The sequence below is a fragment of the Natrinema pellirubrum DSM 15624 genome, from assembly GCF_000230735.2.
Lineage (GTDB): Archaea > Halobacteriota > Halobacteria > Halobacteriales > Natrialbaceae > Natrinema > Natrinema pellirubrum.
In genome coordinates this window covers 1,532,415-1,555,714 of record NC_019962.1, presented here as the reverse complement: position 1 = coordinate 1,555,714, position 23,300 = coordinate 1,532,415, and the positions used below count along the sequence as shown (strand labels likewise).

19 protein-coding genes are annotated in these 23,300 nt (G+C 64.5%); 11 read left to right on the top strand and 8 right to left on the bottom strand.

From position 1 onward, the window contains the following. Positions 1-64 precede the first annotated feature (64 nt). Complete coding sequence (locus tag NATPE_RS07590) at positions 65-1,543, top strand: IS66-like element ISNpe8 family transposase (protein ID WP_015298760.1); 1,479 nt, start codon at positions 65-67, stop codon at positions 1,541-1,543. 168 nt (positions 1,544-1,711) lie between these two features. On the opposite strand, the gene NATPE_RS07585 is transcribed toward NATPE_RS07590, so the two are convergent. Both NATPE_RS07585 and NATPE_RS07580 read right to left on the bottom strand, forming a co-directional pair. Continuing rightward, complete coding sequence (locus NATPE_RS07585; protein ID WP_006179317.1) at positions 1,712-2,290, bottom strand: DUF2150 family protein; 579 nt, start codon at positions 2,288-2,290, stop codon at positions 1,712-1,714. 178 nt (positions 2,291-2,468) lie between these two features. Next, entirely contained in the window at positions 2,469-3,311 is an 843-nt protein-coding gene (locus NATPE_RS07580; protein ID WP_006179319.1) for a TatD family hydrolase, read from the bottom strand. 298 nt (positions 3,312-3,609) lie between these two features. Between NATPE_RS07580 and NATPE_RS07575 the strand changes: the two genes are divergently transcribed. Together NATPE_RS07575 and NATPE_RS07570 are read left to right on the top strand one after the other, a co-directional pair. Beyond that, complete coding sequence (locus NATPE_RS07575) at positions 3,610-5,163, top strand: Na+/H+ antiporter NhaC family protein (RefSeq protein ID WP_006179320.1); 1,554 nt, start codon at positions 3,610-3,612, stop codon at positions 5,161-5,163. Next, positions 5,160-5,432, top strand: a complete 273-nt coding sequence (locus NATPE_RS07570) for a DUF7513 family protein (RefSeq protein WP_006179322.1) — start codon at positions 5,160-5,162, stop codon at positions 5,430-5,432. The genes NATPE_RS07575 and NATPE_RS07570 overlap by 4 nt, the downstream gene beginning before the upstream one ends. Here the strand turns inward: NATPE_RS07570 and NATPE_RS07565 are convergent. Continuing rightward, a complete protein-coding gene (locus tag NATPE_RS07565) occupies positions 5,429-5,893 on the bottom strand; it encodes an NYN domain-containing protein (protein ID WP_006179323.1) in 465 nt (154 codons plus the stop codon). The two genes, NATPE_RS07570 and NATPE_RS07565, sit on opposite strands and share 4 nt — an antisense overlap. Positions 5,894-6,218: 325 nt before the next feature. Here NATPE_RS07565 and NATPE_RS07560 point away from each other — a divergent pair, with 325 nt between their 5' ends. Together NATPE_RS07560 and NATPE_RS07555 are read left to right on the top strand one after the other, a co-directional pair. After that, a complete protein-coding gene (locus NATPE_RS07560; protein ID WP_006179325.1) occupies positions 6,219-7,892 on the top strand; it encodes a S8 family serine peptidase in 1,674 nt (557 codons plus the stop codon). Positions 7,893-8,153: 261 nt separating this feature from the next. Next, entirely contained in the window at positions 8,154-9,785 is a 1,632-nt protein-coding gene (locus NATPE_RS07555) for a S8 family serine peptidase (RefSeq protein WP_006179327.1), read from the top strand. 232 nt (positions 9,786-10,017) lie between these two features. Here NATPE_RS07555 and NATPE_RS21060 read toward each other — a convergent pair whose 3' ends face one another. Together NATPE_RS21060 and NATPE_RS07540 are read right to left on the bottom strand one after the other, a co-directional pair. Continuing rightward, on the bottom strand, positions 10,018-10,653 hold the full coding sequence (locus NATPE_RS21060) for an IS6-like element ISNpe4 family transposase (RefSeq protein WP_015298873.1): 636 nt from the start codon (positions 10,651-10,653) through the stop codon (positions 10,018-10,020). Positions 10,654-11,326: 673 nt separating this feature from the next. Beyond that, complete coding sequence (locus NATPE_RS07540; protein ID WP_006179329.1) at positions 11,327-12,808, bottom strand: aldehyde dehydrogenase family protein; 1,482 nt, start codon at positions 12,806-12,808, stop codon at positions 11,327-11,329. Between the two features lie 209 nt (positions 12,809-13,017). On the opposite strand from NATPE_RS07540, the gene gcvT reads away from it, so the two are divergent. After that, positions 13,018-14,115, top strand: coding sequence for a glycine cleavage system aminomethyltransferase GcvT (gene gcvT / locus NATPE_RS07535; RefSeq protein ID WP_006179330.1), 1,098 nt, complete (start codon positions 13,018-13,020; stop codon positions 14,113-14,115). Further along, entirely contained in the window at positions 14,112-14,495 is a 384-nt protein-coding gene (gene gcvH / locus NATPE_RS07530) for a glycine cleavage system protein GcvH (RefSeq protein ID WP_006179331.1), read from the top strand. Before gcvT ends, gcvH begins: the two co-directional genes overlap by 4 nt. A gap of 30 nt (positions 14,496-14,525) precedes the next feature. Here the strand turns inward: gcvH and NATPE_RS07525 are convergent, their stop codons facing one another. After that, positions 14,526-16,733: an amino acid permease gene (locus NATPE_RS07525; RefSeq protein WP_006179332.1), complete on the bottom strand. Its 2,208-nt coding sequence runs from the start codon at positions 16,731-16,733 to the stop codon at positions 14,526-14,528. A gap of 347 nt (positions 16,734-17,080) precedes the next feature. After that, entirely contained in the window at positions 17,081-17,791 is a 711-nt protein-coding gene (locus tag NATPE_RS07520; protein ID WP_006179333.1) for a helix-turn-helix domain-containing protein, read from the bottom strand. 185 nt (positions 17,792-17,976) lie between these two features. Between NATPE_RS07520 and NATPE_RS07515 the strand changes: the two genes are divergently transcribed. Then, positions 17,977-19,545, top strand: a complete 1,569-nt coding sequence (locus NATPE_RS07515; RefSeq protein ID WP_006179334.1) for an ABC1 kinase family protein — start codon at positions 17,977-17,979, stop codon at positions 19,543-19,545. A 78-nt stretch (positions 19,546-19,623) separates the two neighbouring features. Further along, positions 19,624-20,265 (top strand): metal-dependent hydrolase, encoded by a 642-nt coding sequence (locus tag NATPE_RS07510; RefSeq protein WP_006179335.1) that lies wholly within the window; start codon positions 19,624-19,626, stop codon positions 20,263-20,265. A gap of 57 nt (positions 20,266-20,322) precedes the next feature. Here the strand turns inward: NATPE_RS07510 and NATPE_RS07505 are convergent, their stop codons facing one another. Beyond that, the gene (locus tag NATPE_RS07505) at positions 20,323-21,072 is read right to left on the bottom strand and encodes a competence/damage-inducible protein A (RefSeq protein ID WP_006179336.1); all 750 of its coding nucleotides are present in this window, start codon (positions 21,070-21,072) and stop codon (positions 20,323-20,325) included. Positions 21,073-21,283: 211 nt separating this feature from the next. Here NATPE_RS07505 and NATPE_RS07500 point away from each other — a divergent pair, with 211 nt between their 5' ends. Together NATPE_RS07500 and NATPE_RS07495 are read left to right on the top strand one after the other, a co-directional pair. Next, on the top strand, positions 21,284-22,633 hold the full coding sequence (locus NATPE_RS07500) for a hemolysin family protein (RefSeq protein WP_006179337.1): 1,350 nt from the start codon (positions 21,284-21,286) through the stop codon (positions 22,631-22,633). Between the two features lie 137 nt (positions 22,634-22,770). After that, positions 22,771-23,256: a hypothetical protein gene (locus NATPE_RS07495; RefSeq protein ID WP_006179338.1), complete on the top strand. Its 486-nt coding sequence runs from the start codon at positions 22,771-22,773 to the stop codon at positions 23,254-23,256. The last annotated feature ends 44 nt before the right edge of the window (positions 23,257-23,300 follow it).

Below are 23,300 nucleotides of genomic sequence, written 5' to 3'. Positions count from 1 at the left end.
GATGGTCTCCGCTGCCCGGAGACCATCCCGTCGGCCCTGCTGTCGTCGTTTCGAGGTGGAATCGATGAGCTGGGACGATCTCTCCAAGGACGAACTCCTCTCGCGGTTTCTCCAGATGGAGGAGCGAATCGACGAGCTGGAAGAGAAGATTGCCCAGAAGGACAAGCGGATCGAGGAACAGAACGAACGGATCGAAGAGCAGCAAGAGCGGATCGAAGAGCAGCAAGAGCGGATCGAAGAACTCGAAACACGTCTCCGGAAGTACGAGAATCCACACACTCCACCCAGTAAGCGACGGTCGGGGACCGACGAGTCCCCGACCTCGCAGGACGACGAAGACGACGATGTCCGAACTGATGGTGGTACTCCCGGTCGAAAGGACGGTCACAACCCGGAGTGGCGCTCTCCGCCCGATCCTGATGAAGAAATCGAGGTCACCTCTGACTGTTGTCCCGAGTGTGGCGACCACTTCGACGAGTCGGTGGGCGTCAGCCCCCGACTCGTCGAGGAAGTCCCGGATCCACAGCCACCAGAAGTCACCCAGTACAACCGACACCGCTACCAATGCGACTCCTGTGGAACTGAGACGGTTGCGACTCACCCCGACTGCCCCGATGAGGGGCAGTTCGGGGTGAACGTCATCGCGCAATCTGCCCTGTCACGGTACGATCACCGCCTTCCCTACCGGAAAATCACGGACCGCTTCGAGCAACTTCACGGACTCGAACTCTCAGGTGCATCCGCGTGGCACGCGACCGAGCGCGCTGCGCGCGCCGGTCGCTGTGAGTACGAGCAGATCCGTCGAGAGATTCAGGAGGCTGAAATCGTCCACGTTGACGAAACCGGCATCAAGCGTGACGGTGACCAAGCGTGGATCTGGACGTTTCGGACGGACGAGCATACGCTGTACGCGGTCAGAGAGAGTCGTGGGAGTGATGTTCCCGCGGAAGTCCTTGGCGAGGACTTCGCGGGAACGGTCATCTGTGATGGGTGGACGGCGTATCCAGCGTTCAGCAGTACGCTTCAGCGGTGCTGGGCACATCTTCTCCGGGAGGCTGAAGACGTTGCTAGTGACCACGAGGAGGCAGAACCGGTGTACCGGTATCTCAAGCAGATGTTCGTCGGTCTCCAGTCGTGGCTGGAGACCGACCCAGATCCTCGTGCGAGAGCACAGATGCATCGAGCGTGTCAGGACGGCCTCAGATCGCTCGTTGAGCGGTCAGTGACCGACGAACCAGTGGCAACACTCCTCGGGAAGATCGAAGGTGGACTCGACCACTGGCTCACCTTCGTCGGTGAGCCAGCGGTCTCCCCGACGAACAATGCCGCAGAAAACGCCCTTCGTGAACCTGTTGTTCTCCGGAAAATCATCGGAACACTCCGGAACGACCGTGGCATGTTCGTTCACGAGACGATCTTGTCCCTGCTGGCGACGTGGCGCCAGCAGGGACGCAACCCATACGAGGAACTTACGCGGGTTGTCCACGACAACGAAATGATCTCACGAGAGCAGACTGTGCCGGTTGTTGAGACCTCGGGGTAAACACGTACACCTGATAGAGCGCGAGCGCAGTGAAAACGATCGCGAGCAAGAGTATGGCTCCGATCTGCACCGTCACCGCGCGCTCGCCGTACCGCCGTCTCATAACGATGGATAGTCACCGTCGGTTAAACGTCTGGTGGCCCGACGCGGCGAAAACGAGACCCCGTCCTACTCGTCTTCCTCGACGACTTCCGGATCGCTCATCGCGCTCTGGAGGCTGTCGAGGCCGTTGATCCACTCCGTGACGAGGCCGTACTCGAGGTCTTCCGCGACCCCCATGTCGAGTTCCTCGCCGTCGATGATGAGCGTCCCTGCCTGGGCGGCGTAGCCAAGCGCCGCGTCCAGGTCCTCCTCGGCCTCGGCGTCGGCCGCCGCACCCAGATAGTCCCCGACGCTGCTGTCCTCGGCCGGCCCGTTGGCGACGTACTCCTCGGCCGCGAAGAAGACACAGACCAGGCTCGTCTGGACGCCGTCGACCAGGATCAGTTTCTCCTCGTCCTCGATGTCGACCTCGCCGAGGACGATCTCGCGGACGTCCTCGATCTCCGCGAGGGCCTCTTCCCCCTCGAGTTCGCCGTCGTCGTAGGCGGCGACGATCTTCGCGATCGCGATCGCGGTGTCGTCCTGCAGGTTGAGCAGGAGTCGAGCCGAGTCTTCGTCTTCCGGATCGATGTCTTCGTCTTTGATGCGACCGATCCAGTTCTGCCAGCGTTCCTCCGAGTAGAACTCGGTCGGGGGATTGCTCATACAGACACCTACACCGGCCGCTTGAAATGCCTTTCTCTACACTAGCCGTCGAAAGTGAATGTTTGGACCGGCTTGATGATCGGCTAAAACGCTTTTACAGCCGCTCATGAGAAGGCAGGTGCCGTTTCAGCTCGTCGGATAGAGCGGGCGTTCGACGGTAAGAAGGAATTACCCGTTCTCACTCGAGCGTCGCTTCGGTATCGATCCCGTAGACAGCCTTCGGCGTCTCGACGTGTGCGATCTCGACCGCCTCGTCGTACCCGTTCTCGAGCAGCCAGCGGACCCGCCGGGGGACCGTCTTGGGACCCAACACTGCGCCCGGCCGGTCGGGGTCGTCGATGTAATCGGTCTCCATCAGGAACGGCTCGCCTCGCTCGGCGGCGGTCTCGAGCCGCTCCTTGTCGCTCATTACGCTCGGCGTCGGTCCCTCGAGGCGGCCGCTCGCGTAGTGTTTGACGACACGGTGGGGCTCCATCCCGGCCGCCTCGGCCCAGTTGGCCACCTCGGTCATGTCCTCGCTAGCCTCGGCGTGGAGCTGGACCGCACACTCGAGGTCGGCACCGTGGTCGAACGCCCGGCGCATGACGGCGTTCGAGGCCGCCCAGACGTCGTCGTCGACCTCGTAGTGGGGGCGACCGGACTTCAGCGCCAGCGCGTCGCCCGCCTCGACGTACTCCGCTGCGACGTCGATGCCGGCCTGCATGAGATCGCGGGCCTCGTCGGGCGAGAAGTCCCGTTCGTCGACCAGCCGGGTGATCAGGCCCGGGTGGACCCCGAGGACGGGCCAGGCCCGCCCCTCGAGTTCGCTCGAGGCCGCCTCGACGATGTCGATGGTGCGTTCGAAGACCTCGCGGAAGTCCGCACCAGTCTCGGCCTCGACGCCGAGATGCCAGGAGGGTTTGTTCACCACGAGCAGGTGGGTGCCGCCGACGCGGGCGAAGTCGCGGACGGCGTCGATGCCCCGATTGTTGTCCGGGTCGAGGTGGAGGTGGTCGTCCAGCACCGGCCGGTCGTCGATCATACGCGTGGCTGGGCGGGCCGCGCCCGAAAAGTCACCGGGTTCGGACCGCCCGAACGTGGACTGTCATTATCAACCCGTATCGACCGTCATCGGCCGCTCTGGGCCTATGACCGGGAGTTTGCCGGCCAGCTCCATCCCCGACGCCGTCGTCGGGAACCGATAGCTAAATGATAGACCTCGCGCGTACTGCCAGAAGGATCGATAGCGACCGACGAGAACCACGAATCCAATACTGTCAGAAATAGTTATTATGACTGATGTCAATACTACGACCGCGTGGCAATATGAGTGATCACATATGAGTGAGGCTGGCGACGAACCGACCGACCAGTTCACACAGCCCGACAGCGGCGGCCCCACAGTCGAGTTCTACGGCGGCCGCGGGATGAGTGCGTTCCCGATCGCCTTCTTCATCGTCTGGGCCATCGTCCAGACTGCCCTCTGGCGGATCGGCGATACCGGCGGACTCATCGTGGGCATCCTGGTCGGGCTCATCGTCGGGATGTTCTTCGCCCGAGGCGACTGGAAGCACTACGCCAACACGATCTTCGAGGGGATGACCCAGCCCGTCGCGGTGACGGCGATCGTCGCGTGGATCTGGGCCGGTATGTTCGCCCAGCTCCTGCAGGACGGCGGCTTCGTCGGCGGACTCGTCTGGTTAGCCGACACTGCCGGCGTCGGCGCGGCGCTGTTCCCCGCGATCACGTTCGTCCTCGCGGCCGTCTTCACGACGGGGATCGGGACCGGCTACGGTGCAAGCATCGCGTTCGTCGGTCTCTTTTTCCCGGCCGGCGTGTTGCTCGGTGCGAACCCCGTCCTCCTGTTCGGTGCGATCCTCTCGGGGGCGATCTTCGGTGACAACTTAGCGCCCGTCAGTGACACCACGATCGTTAGCGCTGTCACCCAGGACGCCGACATCGGGGGCGTCGTCGCCTCCCGGTTCAAATACGTCATCATCGCTGCCGTCCTCGCCTTCCTCGGCTACGTCGTCGCCGGCGGTGCGATGGACGGCATCGAGGTCGGCGCACAGGCCCAGGAGATCTTCCTCGAGGAGAGCGACGCGATCGGGCTGGTTCACGTCATCTCGATGGCCGCCGTGATCGGGACGGCTATCGCCGGCCGACACATCGTCGAGGCGATCTCGTGGGGGATCGTCGTCGCCGTCGCCTTCAACCTCGTCTTCGGCCTCGCGAGCCCCGGTGACATCGTCATGTTCAACGCCCCACAGGATGCGCCGCTGGCCGGTCCGCTCGAGTCCCTGCCGATCCTGACGATCGTCGAGAACCCCGATGCGGTCGGCGTCGGCGGCAGCCTGATGAACGGCGTCGCCGGCTTCCTCGAACTCTCGATCCTCGTCTTGCTGATCATCGGCGCGGCCCAGATCATGATCCGTGGCGGGGCCTTCGACGTGTTGCTCGAGTGGTCGATCGAGAACCTCGCGACGAACGTCCGCAACGCCGAGTTGACGATGGTCGGGACCGCGGCGTTGATCAACGCGATCATCACGATCAACACCGCGGCCGAGGTCGCGATCGGCCCTTACATCTCGAAGATCGGCGAGCGGTTCAACCTGAACGGCTACCGCCGGGCGAACATCTTAGACGGCCAGACCGCGGCCATGGGCTACATCTTCCCGTGGTCGGGCGGGGTGCTGGCCGGCTACTCGGCGATGCAGCAACTGCCCGGCGATTACGACTGGTTCGAGCAGTCGATGGTCGTCACGCCGATCGACGTCGTTCCCTACGTCTTCCAGGGCTGGCTGCTGGTGGCGGTGTTCATCGTCGCAGCGCTGACCGGCTTCGGCCGCGAATACCTGATCGACCGCGAGAGCGAGGAGGTGGCACGCGTATGAGCATCTTCGACAAATACCTCACAGGCTGGACGTTCCGGGCGAACCGACCCTCCCTCGAGGTAGGGAGCGAAATAGACGTCTTCATCTCCGAGACCAACGGCTCGGCGGGACGGGCCTACATCGGCGACACCGAACTGCTCGTCGAGGGAGCCGGACCCGAGACCGTCGAGAAGCAAGTCCGTGTTCGCGTGACCGACTTCGACGAGACCACGGCAACAGGCGAGGGCGACCTCGTCGAGGTCGTCGGCGAAAGCTCGTACAGCGGCTAACCGTCCGGCTCGAGCGTGACGGCCTCGTCGGCCGCGTTTCGCAGTGCATCCGAGCGGCCGTACGATCCCGGCGCGATCGCGTACGTTTTCACGCCGAGAGTGCCCGCGTGCTCGAGGACGGGTTTAAAGTCGGTATCGCGTGAGGCGATCGCGAGCCGGTCGATCGTAGCATCGCCGGCCAGCGCGGTCGCGTCGACCGCGAGTTTGACGTCGACGTCGCCGCTGGTGACGATCACTTCGAAGCCGCGGGCTTCCGCGGCCTGAATGAGGCCGGGCGTCGCGTGTTCGTCGAGGTAGAGACGGATGACGCCGACGCGGCCGAGTTCGCCGGCGGCGTCCCGGAGATCGTCGAGATCGACGTCGAACTCATCGCGGAAGACGTTCGGCCCGTCGACGAACAGCCCGACTGTCGGCTCGGTTTCGGTATCGGGCGCGAGACGGGTACGAACGCGGTCGAACATAGTCAGTTGCCCGCTCTTTCCCGTGCCCGGAGATAGGTGTGGCGAAACGCCAACGTCGCTGCTATTCTCATCGGCTCGACCGGAGTCCCCATCGAGACTCGCCCAACATGACGCCGGTGTGAAAAATACGCACCACCTAATTAATTAATAAACTCTATTTGGGATTTGTATCTATTGTGGATACGAGACGAAGATCGCACAATAGTGGTTTCTACCAGTAATAACTCCCCATCGAGTTCTATTCTTAGCATACCTATATGTTATATTAAATCCTAATAGATTTAAAAATGATTTAGTACAAGACTGCGATTCGTTTAGTTGCGTCATGGCAGAAGATAACCATTCGAACGTGAATCGACGTTCAGTCCTCGAAGCAGCCGGTGCGTTCGGTGCGATTCTCGGTCTCAGCGGCATTACGTCCGCAACGCCGGGTCGTGAACCGGGGCCGAAAAAAGACGAACTGATCGTCGGTGTCGATGCCGACGTATCGGACATCGAAGCGGCAGTCGAACCGAAGCTCCCGAGCAACGCGAACATCGTCCACACGAACGAAACGCTCGGCTACGCGTCGGTAGAGATCGCCGACGAAGCCTCCATCCAGGCCAAGGAAAACGTCCAGCGGAACCTCATGGACGTCAACGAGGTCCAGTACACGGAGGACAACGTCACGTATCACGCACTCGAGGCCGAGCCGCTCGGGTCGGAAGCCGACGATGAGACGGCGGACGCACAAGGGAGTGCATCGCCACTGTACACGCCGAACGATCCGAGCTTCGGGAGTCAGTACGCGCCACAGCAGGTCAACTGTGAGGAAGCCTGGGAGGAGACCCTCGGCGATCCGGACGTGACGATCGCGATCGTCGACCAGGGGGTCCAGTACGATCACCCGGACCTCGCGGAAAACATGGACGACAGCGTCTCCAACAACGGTGAGGATTTCGTCGACTCAGACGGCGATCCGTATCCGGTAGACGCGAGCGAGAACCACGGGACGCACGTCGGCGGAATCGCCGGCGGCGGCACCGACAACGGAACGGGTCATGCCGGCATTTCGAACTGTTCGCTCCTCTCGGCCCGTGCGCTCGGGTCCGGTGGCGGCGGGTCACTCTCTGACATCGCCGACGCGGTCCAGTGGTCGGCCGATCAGGGTGCCGATATCATCAACATGTCCCTCGGTGGCGGCGATGCGACGAATCTCATGCGACAGGCCTGTGAGTACGCACAATCGCAGGGCTCGTTGCTCGTTGCGGCTGCCGGCAACGATTACGGCAGCCCCGTCTCGTATCCGGCCGCCTACGACACCGTGCTGGCCGTCTCCTCGCTCGACGAGGGCGAAACGCTATCGGACTTCTCGAACGTCGGCCCGGAGATCGAACTGGCCGCACCCGGTGGCAACGTCCTCTCGTCGATCCCCTTCGACGACTACGACACCTTCAGCGGCACCTCGATGGCGACCCCGGTCGTCGCCGGCGTCGCCGGACTGACGCTGTCGGCCTGGCCGTCCCTCTCGAACGACGAGTTGCGGACACACCTCCACGAGACGGCCGTCGACATCGGTCTGGACGCTACCGAACAAGGAAACGGTCGCGTCGACGCCGCGAACGCCGTCACCACCGAACCCGGGACGACTCCCGAACCGGATCCGGACCCCGAGCCCGGCGAGTGTGGCGACGAAGTGAACACGGCCAGTAAGGACGGCCAACTCAGCGGTGGCTGGTGGGGCAATCCGAGCGACACCTATACCTACACACTCAAGACGGCGAACCCCTGCAGCGCTACCGTCACCCTCGAGGGGCCGTCGAGTGCGGACTTCGATCTCTACCTGACTCTCGACGGACGGACGCCAACGCGGCAGGACTACGATAAACGGTCGGCCAGCAACGACTCGAGCGAATCGATCGACGTGGACCTCAGCGGCGACGAGGAGTTCGGTATCCTCGTCAGGCGATACAGCGGCAGCGGTTCCTACACGGTTGGCGTCGAAGAACTGGGCAAATAGATCCGCTCAGGTCGGAACCGAGATCAGAACGCCGTTCGACGTCACCGATCGAGACCGGCCGCTGACCGGTCGGGGTCCGTCGAAACCGCGACGGCGTTTCTCGCGTGCCGGTCGGTTCCCGTAACCGACCGACTTCATATATTCGCTCACTATTAGCAGATGTTATTTCATCCAATCATTATAGCCACGGTTATTTCGAGAATAAATCAGACGAAGTTCGATAAGAGTTTACTAATTTCAGGGAGTGATGACTGTCGTCCCATGACACCGAACGGTCCCCCGGACGACACCGCAGAGCCGACCTACGACCGCCGGTCGATCCTGTCCGGCACCGGCGCGATCGGGCTCGCCGGCCTGCTTGGCTCGAGTACCGTCACGAGCGCGACGCCGGGTCGCGATCCCGGACCGCGGACGGACGAGATCGTCCTCGGCATCTCGGCGGGTGCCGACGACGTCGCCGCCGAGGCACGAAGCGCCATCCCCGGCGACGCCGAGGTGGTCCATACCAACGAGACGATCCGCTACGCCGTCGTCGAGTTCCCGTCTACGGCCCCCGACCGTGCCCGCGAGCAGTTCATCGACGCGGTCACTGCCTCGCCGGCGGTCGAGTACGCCGAACCCAACGTGACGCTTCAGTCGCTGCTCGAGCCCAACGACCCTTACTACGGCTACCAGTATGCCCCCGAACTGATCGGCTGCGAGCGGGCCTGGGAGACGACTCGCGGAAGCGAAGACGTCGTCATCGCGGTCGTCGATCAGGGGATCCAGTACGACCACCCGGCGCTCGAGGGCACCATGGACGAGCGGATCGGCCGGGACTTCCTGAACGGCGACGGCGATCCCTACCCCAGCAGCGGCGGGGACCACGGTACCCACGTCGGTGGCATCGCCGCCGGCGGGACCGACGACGGCACCGGCCACGCGGGGATCAGCGACTGCTCTCTCCTGTCGCTCCGGGCACTCGACGCGGACGGCGTCGGCTCGCTGTCGGATATCGCGGACGCGATCCAGTGGGCCGCCGACGCCGACGCGGACGTCGTCACCCTCTCGCTGGGCGTCGACGGCTCCTACCGAACCCTGACTGCGGCCTGTGAGTACGCGGCCGACCGGGGCGTCCTGCTCGTCGCTGCCGCCGGCAACGACGGCAGCGACCGGGTCTACTCGCCGGCCGCCGAGGACAGCGTCGTCGCCGTCTCGGCCGTCGACAGCGACGACTCGATCGCCTCTTTCTCCAACACCGGCCCCGAAATCGAACTGGCCGCCCCGGGCAGCCGCATCGTCTCGAGTACGACCGGTGGCGACTACGGCCGGATGTCCGGCACGTCGATGGCGACCCCAGTCGTCGCCGGCGTCGCCGGCCTCGCGCTGTCGGCCCATCCCGACCTCTCGCGATCACAACTCCGCGATCATCTCCGCGAGACGGCCGTCGATGTCGGCCTCGCGGACGACCAGCAGGGGTACGGTCGGGTCGACGCGGCCGCCGCCGTCGAAACGGACCCCTTCGGGGACGACGGCGACGGTGGCAACGAGGACGAGTCCGAATCCGACACCGGCGACTGCGGCGACGAGACGGTTACCGCGAGCGCGAGCGGCTCCCTCGACGGCAGCGGCTGGTGGGGGGAGAGCAAACGGTACGGCTACTCGCTTCGCACCGACGACCCCTGCTCGATCACGATCGCGCTCGAGGGCCCCTCGAGGGGCGATTTCGACCTCTACGTGACTACCGACGGCAGTAGCCCCACCAGATGGAGCCACGACGAAGCGGCCGCGGGCTCGGGCACGAGCCCGTCGCTCACGCTCGATCTCGAGGGCGACGAGTCGTTCGGGCTGCAGGTCCACGCAAATAGCGGCAGCGGGGCGTACACGCTGCAGGTGGAAGAACGGGGTCGATAGCAATAGCCGACTCGAAGCAGTAGCACAACCGGTTGAACCCACTTCTTTGATACTAAAAGAGAATTTATTAACAGTTGGTATCTACAGTGATGAAAGGGAATGGCGGGCGATGAACGCGGAGATGCAATTGACCGATACGAACGAACGATCGATCACCAAATTAACCTTCTCGACCAAATCGATTCGAAGGCCCAGAAGATAGTCCAGTATACGACCGTCCTCATGGTCGTGTTTAGTTTGTAGCATTGTGCCAAACGGCGAAGGCTTGGAGCCACGATTCTGCGGTTGACGGTTTTGCGTGACTAAAACAATTTGAGAACGAAGAGGTACGGCGTTTTATATCACGAAAGACACGTTCAGCAGCGTTCCGATTTCCATGTTTTTCGTATCGAAATCGAAGCCCAGATCGGCGGAGTGCAGTCTGGAGATGTTTTGCTCCATCGACGAGAAACACGGCATCGTCGAGGTCATGTTTCTCAGTGAGTTCGTGCAGGAACCGTTCTGTCAATGCGGTCGTAGTCGTCGAATACAGCCGAATATGGAGTATCTTGTTTGTTTCTGGATCGACCGCAGTGTACAGCCAATATCGATGTTCATCAAGTTGAATCACCGTCTCGTCGAGCGCGACGTGATTCGGCTTTGCGTTATCTACCGGCTGTAGATCGCACTTGTGAACCCAATCGTGGACTGCCTTCCGACTGCGTTCGACACCAAATTTCTCTAACTCTCGAACGGTATTCGAAAGCGAGAGACCAGCAAGATGAAGTCGAATACCGAGTTCCATCAGCTGTTGTGGTGTCCGCTCTCGCTCCACAAAACTCAAATCGATCCAGTCGCTACACCCGCTGAGGCGGTCGATTTTTGGCATGGACACCACAAAATCATGCCGCCTCACTTTTCACGCTTAACGAAACAGCGCCGTCCTCATCGGCCTCGTTTTTACCGCCGTCTCGTTGATTCCACGTTCGGACGAATTAGCATTTACCGACGTCCCATTGTCCGCAGAAATTGCCTTCGTAATCGGAGTTACTTCGCTACTGTTCTGTATCTGTTTGGGAATAATCACGTACCTTTCAAGCGAAATCGAGTATGGGCTTGCGAAGGAGTTCGGATACGATGTAGCAGACGGGACGATCCAATCTCCAAACTACGAGGAATACGCACTCAACGCTTATTCATCGATGGTTGAGAACAATCGAGACGTTATACGAGCGAACTCGAGACGGTTCCGATACACGCTCGAGTGTCTCTTTCTCGGAATCGGGTATCTATCGCTCTCTGGGTATTATTTTCTCGGTCAACTACCGGGTTCAATAGAACTTTTAGTCGGAATTGTTTTCACAGCGTGTGTCGGCATCGTCGTGTTCTATATCCACGGCGAACATTACTTGGTACTCGAGCGTGACTAGCTATTCATGAGCGATTCCGACTCGGACCGTTCTGGGGAGGAAAAACCGGACGGCGTCGAGGAAAATGACGACGGACGAGTGTCAGCAAAGATCGTCGCCAATTCGAAAGGCGGCTCGACCTCGGACGAGTAACTACTCGAAGACGAAGTAATCGCGCTCCTCGCCCTGTACCGAGATCCACTTGGGTTCGGTGAGTTCCTGCGTGATCCACTCGCCGTGGTAGCGCCCGAGGCCGGATTGCTTGACGCCGCCGAAGGGCGCGTTGTGGTCCTCGTTGATCGGCTGGTCGTTGATGTGGACCATGCCCGCTTCGACGCGGTCGGCGAGGTCGCGAGCCCGCTCGGCGTCCTCGCAGAAGACCGACGCCGAGAGGCCGTACTCGGTGTCGTTCGCCAGTTCGATGGCCTCGTCGTCGTCCGAGAACGGGATGACCGGCGCGACCGGCCCGAAGTGTTCGTTACAGGCCGTCGGCATGTCGTTGGTGCAGTCCGACAGCACCGTCGGCTCGACGAACAGCCCGTCTGCCTCGCCGCCGGTCTCGAGGGTCGCGCCATCCTCGAGCGAGCCCTCGATGAACTCGACTAAGTCGTCGCGCTGGGTCTCGTTTTGCACCGGGCCGAAGGTGACGTCCTCGTTCTCGGAAGGGTCGCCGATGACGAGCGACTCGGCGTGGTCGACCAGCAGGTCGACGTACTCGTCGTAGACCGACTCGTGGACCAGATGGCGGTTGATCGAGATACAGACCTGCCCCTGATGGAAGAAGGATCCGAAGGCACCGGCGCGGGCGGCCCGCTCGAGGTCGACGTCGTCGGTGACGATGAAGGGGGCGTTCCCGCCGAGTTCGAGCGCCGGCAGCGCGAGGTTCTTGCCGGCCTGCTCGGCGACGCCCTTACCGACGGACGTCGAGCCGGTAAAGGAGACGACTCGCGGCGTCGGGTGGTTGGCGATTCGGTCGCCGATCTCCGAGCCGCGGCCGGTGACGACGTTGACGACGCCGTCGGGGACGCCCGCGGCCTCGCAGAGTTTCGCGATGAGCAGCCCGCCGGTGATCGGCGTGTCCGTTGCCGGCTTCAGGACGACGGTGTTGCCCAGCGCGATCGCGGGCGCAACAGCCCGCAGGGAGAGATGCAGCGGGAAGTTCCACGGCGAGATGACGCCGACGACGCCGACCGGCTCGTAGACGATGTGGTTGTCCTTGTCGTCGACCGACGGGGAGGGGCGGACCTCCTCCTCCGGCGGCTCTAACTCCAGGGCCATCTCGACGTCGCCGGTCGCAGTGGCGAACTCGCCCATAGCGCGATAGCCCGGGGTGCCGGCTTCGGTCGCGAGCAGGCCAGCGACCTCCTCGAAGCGCGCGTTGAGTTCGTCCAGCAGGTTCTGGACGATCTCGTTGCGCTCCGCTCGAGGGGTCGCCGCCCAGTCGGACTGGGCCGCCTCGGCCGCCTCGTAGGCGGCGTCGACGTCCGCTTCGGTCCCCGCCGGTACCTCCGTAAACACTTCCTGTTTCGCCGGGTTCTCCACGGGGATCGTCTCGCCGCCGGTGGCGTCGCGCCACTCGCCGTCGATATACAGCTGGTTCCAATCGGCCTGCGGCTCGAGTGTCGGCGCACTCATACTGTACCTCGGATACGTTATTTCCGAACATATGTTTTCGGCAACCGGAGACAGTAGCTCGTATCGTTGTAACCTGAATCGGTTACCCGTCCGGACCGGGGTCGGTTTCGACGCCGGGCCGGCGTCATGCGTCTCCTCGCGCCGCGGGCGATCGCCCCCGTGTTCGGTCGACGAAAAGACATTACTACTCCGCGGATGACGGTGTGAATATGCCGCTTCAGACGCCGCCGTTACGTGGGTTACACGACGAGTACGGGGCGAAGTTCACGGAGTTTGGCGGCTGGGACATGCCGGTCGAGTTCGAGTCGATCCGGACCGAACACGCGGCCGTCCGGGAGGGCGTCGGGATCTTCGACGTCTCACACATGGGCCAACTGCACGTCACCGGCCCGGACGCGACCGAGCTGATGCAACGGCTGACGTCGAACGACGTCTCGCGGCTCGCGGTCGGCGACTCCCAGTACGCGACGATCACCGACGAGGACGGGATCATCATCGACGACACCGTCGTCTACCGGCTACCGGACGAAGCCGAGGAGCCGACCTATCTGTTCGTCCCCAACGCCGGTACCGACGAGGCCACCCACCAGCGCTGGATCGACTACCGTAACGAGTGGGACCTCGAGGCGACCGTCGACAACCGGACCGACGAGTACGCGATGTTCGCGGTTCAGGGACCCGAGGCTGTCGAGTTAGTCGACGGCGTGACCGAGGAGTCGGTCGCCGATCTCGCGCGCTTCGAGGCCCGATACGCGACGATCGAGGGCGTCGACTGCTGGACGGCCCGGACGGGCTACACCGGCGAGGACGGCGTCGAACTGATCGTCCCCTGGGCGGCCGCCGAGGAGATCTGGACCGCCTTCGACTGCCAGCCCTGCGGACTGGGCGCTCGCGACACGCTCCGCATCGAGGCTGGTCTGCTGTTGGCCGGACAGGACTTCCATCACGACGACGACCCCCGGACCCCCTACGAGGCCGGCATCGGCTTCACCGTCGCGCTCGAGACCGAGTTCGTCGGTCGGGACGCCTTAGCTGAGATCCACGAGCGGGGCGTCGAAGAGCGACTGGTCGGCTTCCAGTTGATCGATCGCGGCGTCCCCCGGCACGGCTACGACATCACGAACTCCGAGGGGCGGGTCATCGGCACCGTCACCAGCGGCACGATGAGCCCAACGGTGGAGCAGCCGATCGGACTGGGGTACGTCCCGGTCGAGTACGCCGAGCCGGGGACGACGCTACAGGTGGTCGTCCGTGGCCAGTCGAAAAAAGCAAGAGTTGAAACCACACCCTTCATCGATACAGTATGAGCTTCGACGTTCCCGACGACAGACGGTATCTGGAATCACACGAGTGGGCGCTCGAGACCGACGGCGTCGTCCGCGTGGGCATCTCGGACTTCGCACAGGACGAACTCGGCGACGTGGTCTTCGTCGAACTCCCCGACGAGGGCGACGACCTCGACCAGAAGGCGGAGTTCGGCGTCGTCGAATCGATCAAGGCCGTCTCCGATCTCTACGCGCCGGTCGGCGGCGAGGTCGTCGCGATCAACGACGACCTCTTCGACGCCCCCGAACTCGTCAACGAGGACCCGTTCGGCGAGGGCTGGATGCTCGAGATCGAACCCGACGATCCCGACGACCTCGAGGCGCTGCTGACCGCCGACGAGTACGAAGAACAGATCGCCTGAGCCGGCCAACGCCGCGGAAAACGGTACGTCTTAGAAGACGAACCGCTCGACGATCCGGCCGACCAATCCGGGCCGGCGGGACTCGTGTGCGTGGACGCCGAGGGCGGGCGAGTCGGTCGCATCGATGAGCCGATCCGCGAGGTCGTTCCCGACGATCGGCCGTAGTCGGCCGCTCGACCGGCCGACGACGAGGAACTCGGCGCCGCGCGCGACGTCGATCAGTTCCGAGACGGAGCCGTCGGTCTCGACGAGTTCGGTCGCCACCGGTGCGGAACACAGATCGCTCAGTTCGGTCTGATACTCCTCGACGGTCCGCTTGAGATCCGACGAGGCCGACGACTCGACCGCGTAGACGAGCCGTACCGTCGCGTCGAACTCACCTGCGAGCGCGTCGGCGATCCTGACCTTCGAGGCGTCGAACGGGCTCCGGTCGGTCAGGACCGTTACCTCGGAGACGGCGTCGAAATCCCGGTCCTCGACGAGGACGACGTCACACGGCGCGTGTTCGAGGATCCACTCGACCGGGCTCCCGAGCAGTTGGTGCCGGAGCCCGCCGGGCTGGCGCTCCATGAGGAGGACGTCGGCCTCCTCGTGGGCCGCGAAATTAACGATCGCGTGTTTCGTGTCGTGGCTGACGATCTCGCCACAGGTGATCGGCACGTCGAACTCCGCCGAGAGCTGGTCCGTCTGTTCCTCGAACTGCAGGTCGGCCGGCGACTGCGTCGCCGAGGCATAGCCCAGCGAGATCTGGTCGGGTACCTCGTCGAACTGCACGACCGTGACGCCGCCGCCCCGCTCGCGAGCGACGTCGGCGGCGATGCGGATCAGCTGTCGTTCGCGGTCCTGCCCAGTCCCCTCGGTGAGCGCCACGAGGACATCGTCCGACCCCGACTCGAGGACGTCCTCGGTCCGGTCGACGGCCGAGCGGCCAGTACTCTGTCGGACGGTATCGACGGCGATGCCGGACCGATCGATCCGTGGGCGGGCATAGAACCAGTACCAGCCGACGCTGCCGGCGGTGATGACGGCCGCGCCCACGAGGGCGACGGTTCCCATCTGCGTCAGCAAGACGAGGCCGCTTACGACCCCGAACAGCTGGATGGTCGGATACAGCGGCGACTCGAACGTCGGCTCGTACTCGTCGGGATCGGCGTACCGGAAGGCGATCACGGCGACGTTGATCAGGACGAACACGAGGATCTGGAACGCGCTCGCGAGCTTGGCGATCTCGAGGATGGGGACGAACGCGATCAGGGCGAGCATGACGCCGCCGGTCAGCGTGATCGCGGTGATCGGTGTCCCGAACCGATCGCTGACGGTCGCGAATCGCGGCGGCGCGAGGTCGTCGCGACTCATCGCGAAGGGGTACCGCGACGAGGAGAGGATGCCGGCGTTGGCGGTGCTGATCAGCGCGAGGATCGCCGCGAGGACGACGGCGACGACGCCCGGACCCGCGAGCGATTCTCCCGCGGCGACCGCCATCGGGGTCGCCGAGTCCGCCAGGTCCTCGAGCGGGGAGACGCCGACCATCACCGCGACGATGAGGACGTAGAGGACCGTCGTGAACGTCAGGGAGCCGAGGATGCCCAGCGGGATGTTCCGTCCGGGATCCTCGATCTCCTCGGCGACGCTCGCGACCTTGGTGACGCCGGCGTAGGAGACGAAGACCAGGCCGGTCGCGGCCAGTAGACCGCTGATGCCATCGCTGAGCGAGTCGTCGAACTGGCCGGGATCGACCGTCGTCACGCCCCCGCCGACGAACCAGGCCAGGGCGGCGAGCATGACGACGACGATCACGACCTGCAGTTGTCCGGTCTGTTTCGCCCCGAAGACGTTGACCGCGATGAGAACGACCGCCAGCGTCAACGCGACGGGTTTGACCGGCAAATCGAGGAGTAAGACGAGATAGGGGACGCCACCGACCAGCGCCAGCGCGCCCTTGAACGCCAGCGAGAACCACGTGCCGACGCCGGCAACGGTCCCGAGAAGCGGTCCCATCCCCCGTTCGATGTAGATGTAGGTGCCGCCGGCCTCGGGCATCGCCGTCGCCATCTCGGACTTGCTCAGGGCAGCGGGAACGACCAACAGCCCAGCGAGCAGGTACGCGATCACGACGCCGGGTCCGGCGATTTTGATCGCTAACGCGGGCAGGATGAAGATGCCGCTGCCGATCATCGCTCCGATACTGATGGCCATTACCGAGGCCAGTCCGAGGTCTCGCTCGAGGTCTTTCGTCATTGGATAGTGGGGTAGCGGCGACGAGTCCGTTCGGTCTCTCGAACCGGTCCGACGGTGAGTCCGTCTCCATCGTTTCAGGACACTCGTCCGGGCAACGGTACCGAGAGACGCGTAGAGGGTATCCAGAAACCGGATACCCGCTTATGAGAGACGTGGGCCGGAGACAGTATAAACGTCACGGAAGGCGAACGTATGTGGGACGTGTTCCCGCCTACATCGGTACGAATGTACTGATCGTACGAAAACCTTCGCCAAAACGAAACAAATCTGCGGAGATCTGGGATGGGGCCGCGGGGCACTCGAGGGAACCAGTGGCCGTCGAACGCCACGAGACGGACCGAACGCCGCTATTCGATCGAAACCAGACTGTCGAGGACGCCGTCCAGTTCCGCGTTCGTCACGGCCAGCGAGTAGCCGTCGATGCGGGCGAGTTCCTTCGCGTGATCCCAGAGATCGTCCTCCTCGAGGCCATGGAGGATGACGGCGTTCGGCGTCGGGTTGACCACTCGCAGGGCGATCCCGACGCCCTCGCCCTGCGTGACGTTCGTAAAGACGAGAACGCGGTTCGTACTCTGGCCGTAGAGCCGAAAGAACTCCTCGCTCGAGAGCCGGGTGATCGCCTCGATGCTGTCGATGACGGTGTGGCCGCTGACCCGGTCGGTGCCGCTCGAGGCGACCTCCGTCGCCTCGAGGTCGTCGTGCAGCCGCTCGAGGGGGATCGAGGTGGCGTACTCCCGGAGATCGTAGACGACGTCGCTCTCGAATCCTGCCGAGAGGACTCGACCGTACTGTCGGATACGCTCGCCGCCGCGGCGCTCGTCGATCGCGAGCAGTCCCTCGACGAGTCGGCCGACGACGCCGATGCCGGGGCTCTCCCGGCGGCCGCTCTCGTAGTCGGAGATGACCGAGGAGGAGACCTCGAGTTCGGTCGCCAGATCGGTCTGGGAGACGTCGAAATCGGTGCGCCACTTGCGCAGGGTCGCGCCGGGGTCGTCGCTCAGCGTGATCTCGCCGGCGATCTTCTCCGCGAGTTCCCGTTTGGGTCCGCGTCCGCTCATACCCGACGGTCGCCCGGTCGGTCCAAGTAGCTACCGGAGACGACCGCGGGCCGGCCGCTCGTTCCCTCGAACCGGAGTCGATCGGCCGACTACGCGATACCGAGAGCGACCACGGACGTATTTGTGGCCGGTGTTCGAAGACGGGGTATGAGCTGTCGACCGATCGACGCCCCGCCGACGAGCGAATGAAGGGGTACTATCTCCGATACCTGCAGGTCCTCGTTCGGTTCCTCCCGATCGCGGTCGCCTTTCTCCGGGACCGCCGGCGGTTCCTCGTGTTCGGACCGCCCAGACGGGTCGCCGAGGCCACCCACCGGGAGCGTGCCCGGCAGTTGACCGAGACGATGGTCGATCTCGGACCGGCGTTTATCAAGATCGGCCAGGTGCTGTCGACCCGTCCCGATCTCGTGCCGCCGATCTATGTCGAGGAGTTCGCGTCGCTGCAAGACGAGATCCCCGAAGACGCCGGCGGCGATCCGCTGACCGTCGTCGAATCGGAACTCGGCGACGACCTCGATCTCGAGACGCTCGAGCCGGTCGCCGGAGGGTCGCTGGCGTTCGTCTACACCGTCGACTACGATGGCGACCGGATCGCGCTGAAGGTCCGCCGGCCCGGCCTCGAGCCGATGATCGAGCGGGACCTGCGCGTCGTTAGGGGGCTCGTCCCGCTGCTTCGGGCCGTCGCCGACGAGGACCAGCGCTACTCGATCGAGAACGTCGCCGACGACTTCGAGGCGATCGTCCTCGAGGAACTGGATTTCGAACGCGAGGCCGAGATCATGCGGACGATCGCGGACAATTTCGCCGACGACGACCGGGTCCGCATTCCGGCGACCTACGACGCCCTCTGCTCGGACCGGATCGTCGCGATGGAGTACATCGAGGGGACGAAGATCACCGACGAGGACGCGCTCGCGGAAGCCGGACGCGACCGGACCGAGATGGCCACGCTGCTGGCCCGCACGTATCTGAAGATGGGGCTGATCGACGGCGTGTTCCACGCCGATCCACATCCCGGCAACCTCGCGGTGACGGCGGACGGCCGGCTCGTCATCTACGATTATGGCATGAGTCGGCGACTCACCGAGGCCGAACAGGAAGACATCACGAGCCTCTACCGGCACCTGGTCCGCCGCGACATCGACGGCCTGCTGAACACACTGATCGCACTCGAGGTGTTAGATCAGTCGGTCGACCGGGCCGCGGTCAGGCAGGTCCTCGAACTGGTGATCGAGAACCTCGAGGGCCGGTCGGAGATAACCTGGCGGCAGATCATTACCGAACTGTTCTCGACGCTTCAGGAGTTCCCGTTCCGGATCCCGCCGAACGTCATGTTGCTCGTCCGGGTCGGCACGGTCGGCGAGGGCGTCTGCCGGAGCCTCGATCCGGAGTTCGACTTCATCGCGGCCACGCGCTCGTTCCTCGTCGACCACGGGTTCATCGAGAGCGAGGTCGACGCGCTGCTTGCGGACGTCCGGACCGACCTCCGCGAGTCGGCCCCCGTCCTGACGCGGGCCCCGGCGCGGTTCGATGCCGTCTTCGGCCAACTCGAGCGCGGCGAACTGGTCGTCAAGACCGAGCCGGTCGAGCCCAGCGACGGCGGTGATCCGGCCGTCGGGTACGCCGTCATCGCCGGGTCCCTGTTGCTCGCGAGCGCCGTCTTGACGTTCCATCCGGAGCCGCTCGAGGTCGGAAGCGCCGTTCTCGCGCTCGTCTTTCTCCGGCAGTACGTTCGCCACCGCCGAACGGGGTAGGGGACGCGTTCGCCGTGGCGGGGCGAGTCCGCGACGCCGACCAAACAATCAAGCCCCCGCGGTTCGAGTCGCCGAGATGTGCCATCGACGGTCGTCCACGTCGCGTTCGCGGGACTGATCGGGATCGCCCTGATTGGCGACGAGTTCGACACGCGGGCGATCCTGCTCGTAATGGGTGCGACGGCCCTGCTCGACCTCGATACGCTGATCGGCATCGTCGTCCCGGGGACTCACCGCGCGGCGTTGCACAACCTCTGGATCGTCCTTCTCCCCGCCGCTGCCCTGCTATGGGACGGCCGTCGTGGGAAGTCGATCGTCCGGAATCGGTGGGGCGCGTACGGCCACCGCCTCGCGTGGGCGACTCTCGCCGCGTTGCTGTTCGCACACGTCCTGCTGGACGCCTTCTTCAACGGCGTCAACCTCTTCTGGCCGGTCCACAACCGGTTCTACGATCTCTCGGGCGAACTGCTCGTCACGGATCAACGCGGCCTCGTCCAGACGTTCGTCGAACTCGAGGGCAGCGGCGTCGCCGAGGAGACGGCGCGGGGCACGACCGAGAACACCCACTACCGGACTGGCGTCGACCCAACCCGGGACGAGCCCGCGACGGGGGTCGAGCGGATCTTCCCCCTCGCGGCGACGAGCGAACGGTTCGTCCTCACCGTCGCGGGGCTCACCGCGGTGGGCGTGCGGATCCTCGAGGACCAGCGGGCGGACTGACCGGGCGGCGGCCCGACGGGACCCGACGCCGCCGAGGGCTCGATGCGATGTCGCCAGTCACTCGTGTTCGGACGGCGGCTCCGTCGTCTCGACGCGCTCGCACAGCCACTCGATGGCCGCGTCGACCGTCTCGGAATCGGTACTCGAGACGCGGATCCGTCCCGGTCGATGATCGCTGCGCGGGTAGCTGCCGACCGCCACGTCGAACCGCTCGGTCACGCCCTCGAGGGCCTCGTGGAGCGAGCCCTCGGGGGCCGGCGTGTAGATCGTCCGGGCGACGGCGTCGCCCTGAAACTCGTCGGCGACGGCCTCGAACATGGCCTGCATCTCGTCGGGGATGCCCGCGAAGACGTAGACGTTCTCGACGATACAGCCGGGGGCCCATCCCTCGTCGATGACGATCGGCGTCGCGCCCTCGGGGATCGAGGCCGCCGCGTCGATATCGAGTTGCAGGTCGTACTCCTCGACCAGGTCGGGGTTCTCGTCGCGGAACGCGGCGGCTTTCTCGACCAGCCGCTCGCGGATCTCGCCGTGGACGACGAACTCCCGCTCCAGGCCGTCGGCGACGGCTTCGACGGTCACGTCGTCGGGCGTGCCGCCGATACCGCCGGTGACGATCACGGCGTCGAACGCGTCGCTCCAGCGGGCGACGGTGTCTGCGATCAGGTCGCGGTCGTCGGGGATCGTCAGGACCCGCTCGACGCTGCTGCCCCGTTCGGTGATCCGCGCTGCCAGCCACGACGCGTTGGTGTTGGTCGTCGACCCCGCGAGGATCTCGTCGCCGACGGTAACGATCGCGACGTTCATGGGCGGCGTTGGGACCCCGTACAGTTAGCCGCTCCGGGATGTGACCGCCGGTCGATCCGGCTATCATAATCGAGCGCCCTCGAGCGGCGGAGTCGCCGCTCCTGCAGCGCCACGGTTTTGTCAGCCCTGTCCCAACTGTCCGTATGATCGTATGTAGCTGCGGTCGGACGCCGACGGCACTGTGTCGCTCGGGATCGCCCGGGTGGGACCGATGGTAGACCTCGTCTTCTCGGTCGGACGGCTCCTCTTTGCGTTCTTTCTGGTCTTTCTGAACGGCTTTTTCGTCGCGGCCGAGTTCGCCTACGTCCGGATTCGCCCGACCCAGATCGACGCCCTCGTCGATGAGGGACGCCGGTCGGCGAAACTCCTGCAGGAGGCCGAGGAGAACCTCGACGACTACCTCGCGACGACCCAGCTTGGCATCACGATCGCCTCGCTGGGGCTCGGGTGGGTCGGCGAACCTGCGATCGCCTCGCTGCTCGAGCCCGTGCTGGGGCCGGTCCTGCCGGCCGGAACGTTGCATCTCGTCTCGATCGCGATCGGCTTCAGCGTCATTACCTTCCTGCACGTCGTCTTCGGGGAACTCGCGCCGAAGACGCTGGCCATCGCCGACGCAGAACGCATCGCCTTGCTGGTCGCCGCGCCGATGAAGGTCTTTTACTACATCTTCATCCCGGGAATCATCGTGTTCAACGGGACGGCGAACTTCTTCACGCGCCTGCTCGGCGTTCCGCCGGCCTCGGAGCGCGAGGAAAGCCACAGCGAGGAGGAGATCCTACAGATCGTCGCCAAGTCCGGCGAGCAGGGCGTCGTCGACACGGACGAGGTCGAGATGATCGAATCGGTGTTCGACCTCGGCGACACCGTCGCCCGCGAGGTGATGATTCCCCGACCGGACGTCGTCACCGTCCGCGCCGACATGCCCCTCTCGGAACTCCGCGGGGTCGCCGCCGGCGGGAACTACACTCGCTACCCAGTCGTCGACGAGGACGCCGACGACCCGGTCGTCGGATTCGTCCACGCCAAAGACATCCTCCAGGCCATCGAATCCGTCGACGAGGAGGACGCGACGGCGGACGAACCGACCGCGCGCGACCTCGTGCGGGACGCCCTCATCGTCCCCGAAACGCGCCGGATCGACGGGATCCTCGCGGAGTTTCGCCGGCAGGACGCCCAGTTGGCCGTCGTCATCGACGAGTGGGGTGCCTTCGAGGGGATCCTGACGGTCGAGGACGTAATCGAGGAGGTCGTCGGCGATATCCGCGACGAGTTCGACGCCCCCGACGCGGAAGCGTCGATCGACGAACTCCCCGACGGCCGTTATGCCGTCGATGGCGGCGTCACGCTCGAGACGGCCAACGAAACGCTGGGGACCGACCTCGAGGGCGAGGCGTTCGACACCGTCGGCGGCCTGGTCCTGAGCCGCCTCGGCCGCGCGCCCGAGGTTGGCGATTCGATCGCAGTCGACGGCTACGAGGTGACCGTCGAGGAAACCGAGGGGACGCGGATCTCGCGGGTGATCGTCGAGGCGACCGCACCGGCCGAAGAGTCGGCGGGCTGATCGGCCGCCGGCCGATTCGATCCGTCCGATCCGGGGACCGTCACCGAATCCGACCGACGCCACTCCTTTTGCTTCCGACGTGGTGGCCTCCGTATGAGCTACCCGACGCGCGCCGTCGTCAGTCGAGGTGTCCCGCGATGAGCCACGAGACGAACGACGGACCCGACTCCGTCGACGACTCGAGCCCCGAAACCCGATCACCGACGGTCGACGGGCGGGACAACGACGACGAACCAACGACGATCGAACGGGCCGACCGAACGATTACGTTTCACTCCTGTTCTCGAGCGACGGTGACCGGCGACTTCGAGGACGGCGATATCGCCTACGCGAACACCGGCTTCTACGACGACGGCCTGTTCGGCGACACGATCCTCGAGGACGGCGTCGCCGTCGGCGACGACGTCGACACGCCGTTTTCCGGGACGATCGTCTTCGGGATCGGCGAAAGATCGGGCGTGAGCGTCGAATCGGACCGCGTCGTCGTCGGGGTCCCGGACTACGGGAGCGACGGGACCGCCATCACGTCGCTGACGACCCAGCGGGAGGATTACCGGATGGGCGCGCCGACTCACGAGCATCCCCGGGCAAGCGAGTGCCTCGAGGCCATCGGGCCCGAGTAGACGAGTGCGGCCCGATCCCGGAAACCGATCGGTGACGAACACCG

Coding starts and splice junctions, on each gene's coding strand:
- NATPE_RS07585 (WP_006179317.1), bottom strand. CDS start 2,290: ATGAGCAATCCCCCGACCGAGTTCTACTCGGAGGAACGCTGGCAGAAC.
- NATPE_RS07565 (WP_006179323.1), bottom strand. CDS start 5,893: ATGTTCGACCGCGTTCGTACCCGTCTCGCGCCCGATACCGAAACCGAG.
- NATPE_RS07555 (WP_006179327.1), top strand. CDS start 8,154: ATGACACCGAACGGTCCCCCGGACGACACCGCAGAGCCGACCTACGAC.
- NATPE_RS07570 (WP_006179322.1), top strand. CDS start 5,160: ATGAGCATCTTCGACAAATACCTCACAGGCTGGACGTTCCGGGCGAAC.
- NATPE_RS07580 (WP_006179319.1), bottom strand. CDS start 3,311: ATGATCGACGACCGGCCGGTGCTGGACGACCACCTCCACCTCGACCCG.
- NATPE_RS07520 (WP_006179333.1), bottom strand. CDS start 17,791: ATGAGCGGACGCGGACCCAAACGGGAACTCGCGGAGAAGATCGCCGGC.
- NATPE_RS07560 (WP_006179325.1), top strand. CDS start 6,219: ATGGCAGAAGATAACCATTCGAACGTGAATCGACGTTCAGTCCTCGAA.
- NATPE_RS07540 (WP_006179329.1), bottom strand. CDS start 12,808: ATGAGTGCGCCGACACTCGAGCCGCAGGCCGATTGGAACCAGCTGTAT.
- NATPE_RS07505 (WP_006179336.1), bottom strand. CDS start 21,072: ATGAACGTCGCGATCGTTACCGTCGGCGACGAGATCCTCGCGGGGTCG.
- NATPE_RS07495 (WP_006179338.1), top strand. CDS start 22,771: ATGAGCCACGAGACGAACGACGGACCCGACTCCGTCGACGACTCGAGC.
- NATPE_RS07590 (WP_015298760.1), top strand. CDS start 65: ATGAGCTGGGACGATCTCTCCAAGGACGAACTCCTCTCGCGGTTTCTC.
- NATPE_RS07515 (WP_006179334.1), top strand. CDS start 17,977: ATGAAGGGGTACTATCTCCGATACCTGCAGGTCCTCGTTCGGTTCCTC.
- NATPE_RS07525 (WP_006179332.1), bottom strand. CDS start 16,733: ATGACGAAAGACCTCGAGCGAGACCTCGGACTGGCCTCGGTAATGGCC.
- NATPE_RS21060 (WP_015298873.1), bottom strand. CDS start 10,653: ATGCCAAAAATCGACCGCCTCAGCGGGTGTAGCGACTGGATCGATTTG.
- NATPE_RS07575 (WP_006179320.1), top strand. CDS start 3,610: ATGAGTGAGGCTGGCGACGAACCGACCGACCAGTTCACACAGCCCGAC.
- NATPE_RS07500 (WP_006179337.1), top strand. CDS start 21,284: ATGGTAGACCTCGTCTTCTCGGTCGGACGGCTCCTCTTTGCGTTCTTT.
- gcvT (WP_006179330.1), top strand. CDS start 13,018: ATGCCGCTTCAGACGCCGCCGTTACGTGGGTTACACGACGAGTACGGG.
- gcvH (WP_006179331.1), top strand. CDS start 14,112: ATGAGCTTCGACGTTCCCGACGACAGACGGTATCTGGAATCACACGAG.